This is a genomic window from Streptomyces sp. NPDC007983 (assembly GCF_042958345.1).
GTDB lineage: Bacteria > Actinomycetota > Actinomycetes > Streptomycetales > Streptomycetaceae > Streptomyces.
In genome coordinates this window covers 110487-123365 of the sequence record NZ_JBIBJI010000013.1, presented here as the reverse complement: position 1 = coordinate 123365, position 12879 = coordinate 110487, and the positions used below count along the sequence as shown (strand labels likewise).

14 protein-coding genes and 1 tRNA gene are annotated in these 12879 nt (G+C 72.4%); 4 read left to right on the top strand and 11 right to left on the bottom strand.

Features of this window, described 5'->3' with window-relative positions:
- Positions 1 to 44: 44 nt before the first annotated feature.
- Positions 45 to 254: a DUF397 domain-containing protein gene (locus tag ACFZCY_RS31935; protein WP_361487435.1), complete on the bottom strand. Its 210-nt coding sequence runs from the start codon at positions 252 to 254 to the stop codon at positions 45 to 47.
- On the bottom strand, positions 251 to 1078 hold the full coding sequence (locus ACFZCY_RS31930) for a Scr1 family TA system antitoxin-like transcriptional regulator (RefSeq protein ID WP_391181312.1): 828 nt from the start codon (positions 1076 to 1078) through the stop codon (positions 251 to 253). Before ACFZCY_RS31930 ends, ACFZCY_RS31935 begins: the two co-directional genes overlap by 4 nt.
- Positions 1079 to 1240: 162 nt before the next feature.
- Between ACFZCY_RS31930 and ACFZCY_RS31925 the strand changes: the two genes are divergently transcribed.
- The gene (locus ACFZCY_RS31925; protein ID WP_391181029.1) at positions 1241 to 1429 is read left to right on the top strand and encodes a hypothetical protein; all 189 of its coding nucleotides are present in this window, start codon (positions 1241 to 1243) and stop codon (positions 1427 to 1429) included.
- A complete protein-coding gene (locus tag ACFZCY_RS31920) occupies positions 1426 to 3027 on the top strand; it encodes a methyltransferase domain-containing protein (protein WP_391181027.1) in 1602 nt (533 codons plus the stop codon). Before ACFZCY_RS31925 ends, ACFZCY_RS31920 begins: the two co-directional genes overlap by 4 nt.
- A gap of 14 nt (positions 3028 to 3041) precedes the next feature.
- On the opposite strand, the gene ACFZCY_RS31915 is transcribed toward ACFZCY_RS31920, so the two are convergent.
- The 9 genes from ACFZCY_RS31915 to ACFZCY_RS31875 form a co-directional block, all read right to left on the bottom strand.
- Positions 3042 to 3842 (bottom strand): S16 family serine protease, encoded by an 801-nt coding sequence (locus ACFZCY_RS31915; RefSeq protein ID WP_391181025.1) that lies wholly within the window; start codon positions 3840 to 3842, stop codon positions 3042 to 3044.
- Between the two features lie 81 nt (positions 3843 to 3923).
- Positions 3924 to 4565: a helix-turn-helix domain-containing protein gene (locus ACFZCY_RS31910; protein ID WP_361487424.1), complete on the bottom strand. Its 642-nt coding sequence runs from the start codon at positions 4563 to 4565 to the stop codon at positions 3924 to 3926.
- Positions 4566 to 4791: 226 nt separating this feature from the next.
- Entirely contained in the window at positions 4792 to 6588 is a 1797-nt protein-coding gene (locus ACFZCY_RS31905) for a DEAD/DEAH box helicase family protein (protein WP_391181023.1), read from the bottom strand.
- A gap of 112 nt (positions 6589 to 6700) precedes the next feature.
- On the bottom strand, positions 6701 to 7075 hold the full coding sequence (locus ACFZCY_RS31900; protein WP_391181020.1) for a type II toxin-antitoxin system death-on-curing family toxin: 375 nt from the start codon (positions 7073 to 7075) through the stop codon (positions 6701 to 6703).
- Positions 7075 to 7272, bottom strand: coding sequence for a hypothetical protein (locus tag ACFZCY_RS31895; RefSeq protein ID WP_391181018.1), 198 nt, complete (start codon positions 7270 to 7272; stop codon positions 7075 to 7077). Before ACFZCY_RS31895 ends, ACFZCY_RS31900 begins: the two co-directional genes overlap by 1 nt.
- A 33-nt stretch (positions 7273 to 7305) precedes the next feature.
- Positions 7306 to 8784, bottom strand: coding sequence for an MFS transporter (locus tag ACFZCY_RS31890; protein ID WP_391181016.1), 1479 nt, complete (start codon positions 8782 to 8784; stop codon positions 7306 to 7308).
- Positions 8785 to 8915: 131 nt separating this feature from the next.
- A complete protein-coding gene (locus ACFZCY_RS31885; RefSeq protein ID WP_391181013.1) occupies positions 8916 to 9980 on the bottom strand; it encodes a putative sulfate exporter family transporter in 1065 nt (354 codons plus the stop codon).
- Between the two features lie 37 nt (positions 9981 to 10017).
- A complete protein-coding gene (locus ACFZCY_RS31880; protein WP_391181011.1) occupies positions 10018 to 10578 on the bottom strand; it encodes a cysteine dioxygenase in 561 nt (186 codons plus the stop codon).
- A 107-nt stretch (positions 10579 to 10685) separates the two neighbouring features.
- Positions 10686 to 11591 carry a LysR substrate-binding domain-containing protein gene (locus ACFZCY_RS31875; RefSeq protein WP_391181007.1) on the bottom strand — a complete coding sequence of 302 codons (906 nt, stop codon included), beginning with the start codon at positions 11589 to 11591 and terminating at the stop codon, positions 10686 to 10688.
- 157 nt (positions 11592 to 11748) lie between these two features.
- Here ACFZCY_RS31875 and ACFZCY_RS31870 point away from each other — a divergent pair, with 157 nt between their 5' ends.
- Complete coding sequence (locus tag ACFZCY_RS31870; RefSeq protein WP_391181005.1) at positions 11749 to 12633, top strand: alpha/beta fold hydrolase; 885 nt, start codon at positions 11749 to 11751, stop codon at positions 12631 to 12633.
- 115 nt (positions 12634 to 12748) lie between these two features.
- A tRNA-Cys gene (locus ACFZCY_RS31865) sits at positions 12749 to 12823 on the top strand.
- Positions 12824 to 12879 lie beyond the last annotated feature (56 nt).

Sequence of the window (12879 nt, the reverse complement as noted above, 5' to 3'; positions counted from 1 at the left end):
GCGCTCGGCCGGGGAACGGCCCCGGCCGAGCGCGTGCCGGGTGCTCAGACGGTGCCGAGGTCTCCGGCCTTGACGCTCGCCACGAACGACGAGAACGCCTCCACCGGGAAGCCCAGCACCGGCCCGCCCGGGTTCTTCGAGTCACGGACGGGAACCACGCCGCGCGAAGCGGCAAGGTTGGCGGCGACCTCGACGCACTGACCGCCGTTATTGCTGTACGAGGACGTGAACCAACGCGGGGTTTCGGTCGTCACGGGGTGCCCTTTCGCAACTGACTGATCATGGCCACAGATTCCGCCTGGGAGAGCGCTTCTGCCTGTAGCTGATGGTAGGCCGTCAGTATGGGCACCACAGAGGTGATTTCACGGTCGAGATGGCCCTGTTGGGCGGACTCGGCGTACGACATGAGCGAGCGGTCCGGCAGGGTCAGCATGGTGATGGACAGGTCGAACGGTCGCCGGGCCCCCATCGTGAACGGGGCCACCTGGAGCACGGTGTTCGGCAGCTCCGCGAACTCGATCAGCCGTGCCAACTGGGCGTCCATGACGGCGGGCTCACCGACGGGCCGACGGAGGCAGCTTTCGTCCAGCACCACCAGCACCAGCGGTGGAGGCGTCCGGATCAAGGTCGCCTGTCGCTCCGTCACGAGGGCGACTCGTTCCTCTGCCTGCTCCGGCGTGATCGCGCCCCGCCGCAGAGCGCTCTGGGCCAATACCGTCGCGTACTCCGGCGTCTGGAGCAGACCGGGCATCACGCCGACCTCGTACAGCCGGATCTCCGCCGCGTAGCCCTCGTACTCGAGGTACTCGGGGAAGCCTTCCAGCAGCACCCCGTGCCGGATCTCGCGCCACTCGCGTTCGAATATGTCGCCGCTCCCCAGCGCCTGATCCGCGCGCCGCGCGAGACGCGAGGTCGGCATTTTGCGACCGGTTTCCACGGACGATATGTGCGTACTCGAATACCCCATCCGGTCGCCCAACTCGTCCTGCGTCCAGCCGCGCTCGATACGTAACTTGCGCAGACGCGCCCCAAAGGCAGCTTGCGGAGAGCTGTCCGGGTGCAACTCCTTGATGTTCAAAGGGGTCGACACCGACCTTTCGTCCTGTCTTGACACGTTGAAGGACATTCCGACTCTAGGCCACGCTGACCCCCCTTGGTAGTGGATTCGCTACGGAGAGGAGTGGATGTGGTCGTGAAACGGCAGGAACCCCCATCAGTCCCCGCCCTCGGCACGCTCTTGGTGGACGTCTTACAGGACCGGGTCGGTGAGTTCCGGGGCGAGTGGTTCGGGCTGTGGTATCTGCGGCCCGTGACGGGCGGGACGGAGTGGACCGTCGTCCCCGGGAGCACGCGACCGGTGACACCGGAACAGCGCCTGCGCGCCGAGACCGCCCGCCGGAACGCGCGGAGCCGGGGGGAGCTGCTGTGACGGGCGAGCCCGGGGTCTACTGGTGCCAGGCGCTCGCCGTGGGGCTGGTGTACGGCACCGATCGCGAGATGCCGTACGTCCTCGGGACCTGCCGGACCGTATCCCCCGCCCGCGCCCTGCGGTGGCTGCGTGACACGGCGCTGCACATCGCGGACCGGCTCGACCCCGACCCGGCCCGCTCCGCCTGGGTGCGACGGACGATGCGGAAGGTACGTGTCCCCGTACCCGACGGCCCCGCCGAACTCCGCGTGTGGGCCGAGGAGATCGAGGAGCCCGGCGCGCAGCGCGCCGCGCGGGCGCGGATCGAGGGCGGTGAGCCGCTGTCGGTCGTCGTCCCCGACACCGAGTGCCGGTACACGCTCTCCGTATGGCCCCTCCGGGCGCCCGCGACTCCCCCGATGGCAGCGATGCCAGCGATGCCAGCGATGAATGACAGGACGGAAAGGCCGAACAGCATGGACTGGGTGCGATGCGCGGAACGGCTCGCCGACCAGGTGACCGATCCGGACTCCCGATGGCTCGCCCCCGTGGCGCGGGTGCCCCGGCACGAGCTGGTTCCCCGGTGGTGGGACCGCGACGAGGCGGGACGGTGGGTGCTCCGTGACGGCCCGGGCAATCCGGAGGTGTGGGCGGACATCGCGTACGCGGACCGCGCGCTGGTCACGAGGGTCGGCGCGCTGCACGCGGACCATGCCGAACCCGGGGAGCGGCCGGAGGGACAGCCCACCTCGTCCGCCACCCCGCCCGGCCTGGCCGTACGGATGCTGCGGCACGGCCGGCTCGGCGACGGGCTGTCCCTGCTGGACCTGGGCACCGGGGCGGGCGGGCTCGCCGCGTACGCCTGTCTGCGGCTCGGGGACCGGCGGGTGACGAGCCTGGACGTGGACCCGTACGTCGTCAGCGCGGCGGGCGAGCGACTCGCGGCCATGGGCCACCACCCGACGATGATCGTGGCGGACGCCGCCGAGGCGGTGCCCGGCTCGTACGACCGCATCGTCTCCACGGTCGCGCTCACTCCCGGTCCGGGGCTCCGGGCCGTGGTCGGCGCGCTCGCTCCGGGCGGGCGGATCGCGACGACCCTCGCCCGTACGTCCCTGATCGTCACCGGGTGGAAGCACCGCGACGGAGACGTGGTGGGGCACGTGGAACGGGACATGGCGGGCTTCATGCCCACCCGGTCGGGCATCCACCACCCGCCCGCCCACGCCGAGCTGTTCGCCCTCGCCCGCGAGACGGACGGCGAGGTGATCAGCACCGGACGCTATCCGGTGGTGGACGTCGCGAACGCCTGGGAGGTGCGGTCCCTGCTGGAGGTGACCACACCCGGCGTCGAACTCGACTATGCGACGGACGGGCGGACGAGAACGGCGTACCTGGTGCACCCCGACGGGTCCTGGACCCGCGCCTCCGCCGAGGACAGCGAACCCCCGACCGTCCACCAGAGCGGCCCGCGCCGCCTCTGGGACGCCCTGGAACGCGTACGGAACCGGCTCAACGCCGAGGGTGGGCTGCCGCTGCTCGGCGCACGCGTCCGCATCACGCCCGACGGGGTGTGCCACCTGTCGCGGGGCCAGTGGCGTGCGTCAATGGGCGCGTGACAGGACCACGGGGTTCAGCAGTGCGGGACCGCGCCGCCCGACTGGAGGTTCTGCAGGGCCCGCACGGCGCCGTCGAGGGTTGTGACGGGGACCAGCCGCAGTCCCTTCGGCTGCTCGGCCTTGGCGTCCCCGCACTCCGCCTTGGGGACCAGGAAGACCGTCGCGCCGTCCCGCTTGGCGGCCTGGGTCTTGAGCGGAACACCGCCCACCGCGCCCACCTTGCCGTGGGCGTCGATCGTGCCGGTGCCCGCGATGGTGCGGCCGCCGGTGAGGTCGCCGCCGCGGCCGTCGCCGTCCAGCTTGTTGACGATGCCGAGGGAGAACAGCAGCCCGGCGCTGGGCCCGCCCACGTCCGCGAGGCGCAGCGTCACCTTGATGTCGCGGGGCGACTTGTGGAGGTAGCCGAGGGCGGCGCTGGTGGCCGTGTTCTGCGACTCCCGCATCTGGTCGGCGTTGTGCCGCTCGATCTCCTTGGTCGTGTCGCCCACGTACACCGCCTCGCGCGGCAGCACGGCGCGGTCGGTGCGGAACCAGCCGCTGACCACGTCGCCCAGCCGGACGGTGGCCTCCGGTCCGGTCGCCGCGATCGTCGTCATCCGCAGCTGGCCCTTGGTCTTACGGGTGCCGCTTCCCGAGATGGTGATCACCTGCTTGCCGCCGTTCGCGCCGAGGACGTTCACCGTCGAGCCCGGCTGGGCCACGGTGAACGGCAGGGGCGCGAGCGCGGCGACCGCGAACAGGACGATGACGAGCGCGGCGCACACGGCGATGATCCGGGCGCGGGGGGAGAGAGCGCGGGGGGAGACGGCAGGCATAGGAGTGAATTTAGTTGACCGGCGGGACGGATGACGCGCCGCCCTGGTCAGCCGGGGTCAGTGGCTAGCGCAGGACGTTCGTCACCGCAGGGCGTCCGCGACCTCCCGTGCCGCGTCCACCACCCGCGGGCCGACCCGCTCCGGCACCGCGTCGCACAGCATCACCACGCCCACGCTGCCCTCGATCCCGGTCACCCCGACCAGCGGGGCGGCCGCGCCGCTCGCGCCGGCCTCCAGCTCACCGTGGGTGAGCGCGTACCCGGGGTCGTCGGGGCGGCCCGCGCGGGCGGCGAGGATCGCGCGCCCGGCGGCGCCCCGGTCCAGCGGATGCCGGAAACCGGGCCGGTAGGCGACGTGGTAGTCGGTCCAGGTCGGCTCGACGACGGCGACGGCGAGCGCCTCGGTGCCGTCGACCAGGGTGAGATGGGCGGTGGCGCCGATGTCCTCGGCGAGGGACCGCAGCGCGGGCAGCGCCGCCTCCCGCACCAGCGGATGCACCTGGCGGCCGAGCTGCAGCACCCCGAGCCCGACCCGCGCCCGGCCGCCGATGTCCCGGCGGACCAGGGAGTGCTGTTCGAGAGTGGCCAGCAGCCGGTAGACGACGGTGCGGTTGACGCCGAGCTTGGTGGACAGCTCGGTCACGGTCAGCCCGTGGTCGGTGTCGGCGAGCAGTTTCAGGACACGCAGTCCCCGGTCGAGGGTCTGTGAGGTCTCCGCGGTCACGACGCCCCCTCCTCGGTGATGAGTGGCGGCTCCCCGCGAAGGTGCTCCGCCGGTCGCGGTGGTACGCACCGGCTGCACTCCGCGGCGACGCTGCCACGGGGCGTGTGCGTGCACGAACGGTAGCGAGCGGGTCCGCTCAGCGGAAGTAGTTGTCCAGAATCCGAGCAGATCCCTCGCTCACCGCACACAACACGGCATGCGCGCCGTCACCGACGGCATCACGGTGTCACCGCATCCGGGTGGCCCACTCCTGCACCTTCTTGATGCGCTCGCGGATCTGCCCCGCCGTCGCCTCCGCGCTCGGCGGCCCGCCGCAGACCCGGCGCAGCTCGGTGTGGATCACGCCATGCGGTTTGCCGCTCTGGTGGACGTACGCCCCCACCAGCGTGTTGAGCTGCTTCCGCAGCTCCAGCAGCTCCTTGTGGGTGACCACAGGCCGTCGCTCGGCGGGCATCTCCAGCAGGTCCGCCTCCGCGTCCGGCTTCTTGCGGCTGTGCGCGATCTGCTTGGCCTGCCGCTTCTGGAGCAGCATCTGCACCTGGTCGGGTTCGAGGAGCCCGGGGATGCCGAGGTAGTCCTGCTCCTCCTCGCTGCCCGGGTGCGCCTGCATGCCGAACTCGGCGCCGTCGTACAGCACCCGGTCGAAGACCGCGTCCGACTCCAGCGCCTCGAAGGGCAGCGCGTCCTGCTCGCCGGTGTCCTCGTCCTGCTGCTTCTCGGCCTCTTCGAGGAGCTTCTCCTCCTCCGCGTACGGGTTCTCCTCCTCGCCTTCCTTCTTCGGCTTGTCGAGGACGTGGTCGCGCTCGACCTCCATCTCGTTGGCGAAGCCGAGCAGGTTCGGGATGGTGGGCAGGAAGACGGACGCGGTCTCGCCGCGCCGCCGCGACCGTACGAAACGGCCCACGGCCTGGGCGAAGAACAGCGGCGTCGAGATGGTCGTCGCGTACACCCCGACCGCGAGGCGCGGCACGTCCACGCCCTCCGACACCATGCGGACCGCGACCATCCAGCGGTCGTCGGAGTTGCTGAAGTCCTCGATGCGCTGCGAGGCGGCGGCCTCGTCGGACAGCACCAGGGTGGCCTTGGTGCCGGTGATCTCGCGGAGCAGCTTGGCGTACGCGCGCGCCGAGTCCTGGTCGGAGGCGATGACGAGGGCGCCCGCGTCCGGGATCGCCTTGCGGACCTCGGACAGCCGGTGGTCGGCTGCGCGCAGCACGTTCGGCATCCACTCGCCGCGCGGGTCGAGCGCGGTGCGCCACGCCTGCGAGACCGCGTCCTTGGTCATCGGCTCGCCGAGCCGCGCCTCGATCTCGTCGCCCGCCTTCGTCCGCCAGCGCATGTTGCCGCTGTAGGAGAGGAAGATGACGGGCCGCACGACGCCGTCGTTCAGCGCGTTGCCGTAGCCGTACGTGTAGTCGGCGGAGGAGCGGCGGATGCCGTCGTTGCCCTCTTCGTAGGTGACGAAGGGGATGGGGTTGGTGTCCGACCGGAAGGGCGTGCCGGTGAGCGCGAGCCGCCGGGTCGCGGGCTCGAACGCCTCCAGGCAGGCCTCGCCCCAGGAGCGGGAGTCACCGGCGTGATGGATCTCGTCGAGGATGACGAGCGTCTTTCGCTGCTCGATCCGGTTGCGGTGCAGCATGGGCCGCACGCCGACGCCCGCGTAGGTGATGGCGATGCCGTGGTACTCGCGGCTCAGCGGGCCCGCGCTGTACTCCGGGTCCAGCTTGATGCCGATGCGGGCCGCGGCCTCCGCCCACTGCTTCTTCAGGTGCTCGGTGGGCGCGACCACGGTGATCTGCTGCACGACGTGGTGGTGCATCAGCCAGGAGGCGAGCGTCAGCGCGAACGTCGTCTTACCGGCGCCGGGGGTCGCGACCGCGAGGAAGTCCCGCGGCTGCTCCTCGATGTACTTGTCCAACGCGCCCTGCTGCCAGGCGCGCAGCTTGCTCGCGGTACCCCAGGGCGCCCGTCCGGGGAAGGCGGGCGAGAGGTGATGGCTGGTGGAGGCGGCAGTAGTACTCACGGTCTCCGTCAGGCTGGCTCGGCGGGGTCGATCGGGAACCGCGTCAGCCTACCGGTGCCGTGCTTCATGCTCCGGGGGTACGCCCCGATCCCACCCGCGGGTGGGATCAGGCTCACATCTGGACCGCGAAGCCGGGCAGCCCCTCCGCGATCTTGGGTACGTCCAGCTCGCCCTGGCAAACGCCGAGCACGAACCGCTCCGCCTCGTCGACGTCGAAGTCCGCGCTGAGCGGGTGTCCGTTGACGTGGAGGAAGACCCAGGTCGCGTACCACGAGAGGCGCTTGTTGCCGTCCACGAGGGCGTGGTTGCGGGCCAGCGACTCCATCAGCGCGGCCGCCTTCTGCCAGAGGTCCGGGTAAGCGTCCTGCCCGAACACGCTCGCCTGCGGACGTGCCAGCGCGGACTCCAGCAGACCGTAGTCGCGCACCTCATCCGCCCCGAGACGCTCAGCGAGGTTCAGCAGCTCGGGCAAGGTGAGGTAGTGCATCAGGCGAGCCTCCGGTTCAGCTCTTCGCTGACCTTCAGCACATGGGCCGCGGCCTCGTTGAACAGCCGGGAGTGCTCGTTGATCGCCGCGATCACCGCATCGTGCGCGAACGACTGCATGCTCCGGCCCTCCTCCTCGGCGCGCCGACGCAGGGCATCGAGTTCGTCGTCCGTGAAACGCACATTCAAGGCAGCCATGGGGCCCATGATACCGCGCGGTACCACTCGGTACTACCGCTTCACGGGCCCCGGCCGCAGGCGGGTGGTCACCCAGGCGCCGACCAGGGCCACGGTCGCCATCGCCGCGTACACGGCGGCGAAGGCGGCGGGGTGGGAGGAGGGGACGGCCGGGGCGGCGGCCGTGGGGTGGGCGGGGGCGATCGCGGCGCCGCCGAAGGCGACGAAGAGGACGCCGCTCAGCCCGACCAGGGTGATGTTGCCGAGCGCGTCGGAAACCTGGAGCGAGGAGGAGTTGCTGCCCGCGTCGTCGGGTCCGGACAGCTTCAGCATCAGGACGCTGGCGCTGGAGATGGTCACCCCCATCCCGTAGCCGCCGACCGTCCAGGCGACGGCGACGGTCCACACCGGTACGGAGCCGGCGAGCGCCAGCGGCACCAGGGCGATGGCCGCGGCGATCAGCAGCATGCCCAGACCCATCAGCCGCTCCCGGTACGGCTCCAGCCGGGCCCGGCTCTGGGTGTACGAGCCGAGCGCCCAGGTCAGCCCTCCGCCCGCGAGGGTGAGCCCGGCGGCGGTCGGGGACAGGCCGCGCTGGGTGACCAGCATCAGCGGGACGAAGCTCTCCGCGCCCAGGAAGGCGCCCGCGGCGACCCCGCGCAGCAGCACCACCGACGGCAGCCCGCGGGCGGCGCGGAAGGTGCCCGCGGGGAGCAGGCGCAGCACGCACGGGACGAGCAGCGCGAGCCCGGCGGCGGCCGGGAGGAGGGAGTACCAGGCCAGGTCCTGGGCCGCGTACTGGAGCAGCCCGGCACCGCAGGCGACGGCCAGCGCGAGGAGGATCCGGCGGCCGTTCATGGCCGGGGAGCGGCCGCCGGGCGGCAGGGTGCGCAGGGCCGAGAGCATCACCGCGAGCGGCGGCAGCACCAGCACCGGGATGGACAGGAACACCCAGCGCCACCCGGCCTGTTCGGTGATCGTCCCGGCGATGAGCGGGCCGACGATGACCGGCAGCACCCACGCGGCGGAGAAGGAGGCCAGCACGGCGGGCTGCAGCCGCGGCGGATAGGCCCGGCCGACGACGACGTACAGGGCGACGATCACCAGGCCGCCGCCGATGCCCTGGACGGCCCGGCCGCCCACGAACATCCACATCCGCTGCGCCGTCCCCGCGATCAGCAGCCCCGCGCCGAACGCCACGATGCCGCTGAACAGCGGCGTGAGCGGGCCCTTGCGGTCGCACCACTCCCCCGACAGCGCCATCGCGAAGAGGCTCGCGGTGAAGTAGGCGGAGAAGGCGTACGCGTACAGCTCGACGCCGTCCAGGGCGCGGGCCGCGATCGGCATGGCGGTGTTGACCGCGCTCGCCTCGAAGGCGATGAGGGAGACGACGGTGACGATGCCGAGGGTCAGCGCGCGGTGGCGGCGGCCGAGGATGGTGTCGCCCGTGCGGTCCGATGCGGGGTCGGTGTCCGGCTCGGCCGTGCGCGAGGGGGTGCCGAGGCCGGCGTCAGGCGGGTCGAGAGCGGTCATGCCGGTCAGCGTAAGAGCCGTGGCACGGTGTGACACCTGCCGGAAGTCGTGATCCGCCTCGGCCGTCGGACGTAGGCCGTGGGTCAGGCCGTGCGTCAGGCCGTGGGTCAGGCCGTGCGTCAGGCCGTGCGTCAGGTGGTGAGCAGCACGCCCGCGTACGAGACGCCCGCGATCACCACCCAGGCGCACAGGCCCAGCGCCGCGACCCGGGCGCCGGTGCGGGTGAGGGAGGGGAGGTGGACCGCGCTGCCGAGGCCGAAGAGGGCGGCGGCGAGCAGGAGTTCCTGACCGGTGGCGGCGGTGTCCAGCGCGGCGGCGGGCAGCAGGCCGGTGCTGCGCAGCGCGACCATGTAGAGGAACCCGGCCACGAAGAGCGGCACCAGCGGGGGCCGCCGGGCCGCCGTGGTGCGGCGGGCTCCCGCCCGGGCCCGTACGGACACGGCGAGCGCGGCGACGAGCGGGGCGAGCAGCGCCACCCGCATCAGCTTGACCAGCACCGCTTCCTTCAGCGCCGCGGGCCCGGCCGTTTGCGCGGCCGCCACGACCTGGCCCACGTCGTGGACGCTCGCGCCCACCCAGCGGCCGAACGGCACGTCGCCGAGGCCCAGGGGCTGCTGGAGCAGGGGCAGGACGGCGATGGCGAGCGTGCCGCACAGCGTCACGAGCGCGACGGAGGTGGCCACGTCCTGTTCGTCGCTGTCGGATACCTCGCCGACCGCGCCGATCGCGGACGCGCCGCAGATCGAGTAGCCGGTGGCGATCAGCAGCGGCTGGTCGCCGCGCAGCCCCATCCGGCGCCCGAGCCACCAGGTGCCGCCGAAGGTGGCGGCGACCACGCAGAACACCATCGCGACGGTGGCCCAGCCGAGGCCGAGGACGTCGTCCAGGCTGAGTTTCAGGCCGAGCAGCACGATGCCGAGCCGCATCAGCCGCTTCCCGGCGAGGGTGAGCCCGGCCCGGCAGCGGCCCCGTACGAGCCCCCGGGTGCCGGGCAGATGCGCGGCGCCGATGCCGAGCACGACGGCGGCGGTGAGCAGGGGCACGGCGGGTACGGCCCGGTGCACGCCCCATGCGACCGCGACCCCGCAGGCGGCCAGCCCGAGCCCGTACGCGGCGGCGGGCATCCGGGGCCGGGGAGGCGCCGCGGTGGACGGACCGCGCGCCCCGGTCAGAGCTCGCGCCCCGGTCACCGCCATGCCGTCACCTCGGCTGCGTCCGCGCGCCGGGACCCGGTCACAGCCCGTCCGCCACGGGGGCCTCGTACACCCGTCGTACGCTGCTGCCGAGCCGCACGATGTCCGCGCCGTAGACGTGGATCGAGATCGCCTTCGTGCCGCAGGCGTTCCACACCCTGTGGATATCGCCGGGCGGAGCGAAGCCGCAGACCGCGCCCCGCGGGTTGATCACGTCCTCCACGGCGACCAGCCGGGAGGCCGCGCCGTCGGGGACGAGGCGGTAGCGCCGCTCGTGCTCCTCGCCCTCGTGGACGCCGGTGACGCACCAGGACACGTGGTCATGGACGGCGGTGCGCTGACCGGGCAGCCACACCAGGGCGACGACGGAGAAGCTGCCGTCGGGTTCGGCGTGCAGGACGTGCTGGCGGTAGCCGTCCGGGTCGCCCTCGCGCTGGGCTGGGGTGAGCAGATCGGGCGCGCCGAGGAAGGGGGCGAGGCGCTCCCCCACCAGGTAGGCGGTCACATCGGGCGGCAGGCCGCGTCCGACGGCCTCGCGGACGCCGTCGACGAAAGCGCCGAGGGGGGCCGTGACACGAGAGGACGGATACGCGGTGGTCATATCGGCAGCGTGCGGACGGACCGTCCATCACGTCCAACGACAGATTGTTGGCCGGGGGCCAACCTCCGCTTATATCTGGACCCTTGGGCACGGCGCCCGGCGGGCCGTCAGCAGCCGATCCGGTTCGCGGCCACGGTCTTCAGCTCCTCCAGCACCCGCGCCGTCGCCGGGATCTCCAGGTGCTCCCGCAGTACGTACGCGGAGACATGGCGCCGCGACGCCGGGTCGAGGGCGCGCCCGGTGACCCTCTGGTGGCACAGGAACGACAGCACCAGGCCCGGCATCATCGCGACGCCGAGCCCGGACGCGACCATGCTCTGCACCACCAGGTTGTCATCGGTGGTGAAGGCGATGTCGGGCGCGAAGCCCTGCTCGGCGCATTCGTGCAGGAAGTTGGCGCGGCAGCGCAGGCATCCGGCGATCCACCGCTCCCCGCTCAGCTCGCCGAGCTTGACCGCGCGCCGCCGGGCCAGCGGATGCCCGGTCGGCAGCAGGACCGTCAGCTGGTCCTCCATCAGCGGGATCTCGACGAGTTCGGGGGGCGTCTCCTCGCGCAGCCCGGGATAGGTGAAGGCCAGGGTGATGTCGCATTCGCCGCGTACGACGCGGTCGAGGGAGTCCGGCGGCTCGCCCTCCAGCAGGTCGACCCGCACCCCGGGGTGGGCGGCGGCGAGGCGGGCCATGGCCTCGGGGATGAGGGTGGCGTTGGCGCTGGGGAAGGCGCACACCCGCACCCGTCCGGCGCGCAGCCGGGTGATGGCGTTCATCTGCGCCTGGGCGGCGGAGATGGAGGAGAGGATGGTGTCGGCGTGCCGGGCGAGCGTCTCGCCCGCCTCGGTGAGCCGCATGCCGCGGCCGACGCGGATGAACAGCGGGCTGCCGACGGTGCGTTCGAGGGCCTTCATCTGCTGGGTGATGGCCGGCTGGGTATAGCCCAGCTCGCGGGCGGCGGCCGAGTAGGAACCGGCGCGGACCACCTCGTGGAACGTCCTGATGTGCCGGGAATCGAACACACGGACATCATAGAGGGTATCCATAAGCGCGTTTTGGGGAACGGAACATCCCCCCTCCCGGCGCTTTTGAGTCACCGTGCCCCTCCCACCCCCTCCCGTTGCCCCCGATCTCCGCGGCCACATCGCCGACGCCCCTCTGATCAGGCAGGCTGGCCCTATGCCGCACTACACGTCGTACGACCAAACGGAGCTGGCCTACCGCGTCCTGGAGGCCCGCGACGGGTCCGCGCGGCCCCCGCTGATCTGCCTCGCGGGCGGCCCGGGGCGGAACGCCGCGTACCTGGGGGACCTCGGCGGCCTCGACGCCCACCGCACCCTGGTCATCCCCGACAGCCGCGGCACCGGGGACTCGCCACCCGTCGCCGACCCCAGCGGCTACGCGTTCCCGAGTCTCGCCGAGGACCTGGAGGCGCTGCGCCGCCACCTCGGGCTCACCCGCTTCGCACTGCTCGCCCATGACGCGGCGGCGGCCACGGCGCAGGCGTACGCGGCGGCCCATCCGGAGCGCCTGACCCATCTGGTCCTGGTCTGCCCGGGCGCCCGGATGCAGGGCGAACTGCCCGATGACGCCCGGGAGATCTTCGAATCGCGCGCCGACGAGCCGTGGTGGCAGGACGCGTACGTGGCGATCCAGATGCTGCCGGACACCACCGACCTCGCCGAGGTGCGGGAGCTGCTGCTGCGGGCCGCCCCGATGGCGTACGGCCGCTGGGACGAACCGCAGCGGGCGCATGCGGCGGGCGAGGGCGAGCAGCTGAACCCGGTGCCGCGCGCGGGCTTCTGGCAGGGCGTGGACGAGGCGGGCCGCCGCGCGGTGCTGGCGCGGCTGCGCGAGGTGCCGTGCCCGGTGCTGGTGATCACCGGGGACCGGGACGCGGTGACCGGGGTACGGGCCGGGGAGCTGGTCGCGGAGTCGTTCCCGGCCGGGCGCGCCCGGCCGCTGCACGGCGTGGGCCACTACCCCTGGGTGGACGAACCGGAGCTGTTCGGCCCGGTGGTGGAGGACTTCCTGGAGCACCCGCACGGCCCGGGCCGCCCGTAACGGCTCCCCTGGGACGGTGGTTGTGAACGGCGTATGTCAGTCGTATGGCAGCGGCGGCCGAACCGTTGATCCCCCCTGAACCGCTCCCTATGGTCATAAGCACGAGCACGACATTGGCCGTGTGCCCGAGTGGTTCAGGGGCTCGCCTGCAAAGCGAGTTACGTGGGTTCGAATCCCGCCACGGCCTCCACAGCACCCCCGCGCGCTTCCGCCTTCTTCAGGGCCGTTCATCCATGTTGCCCGATA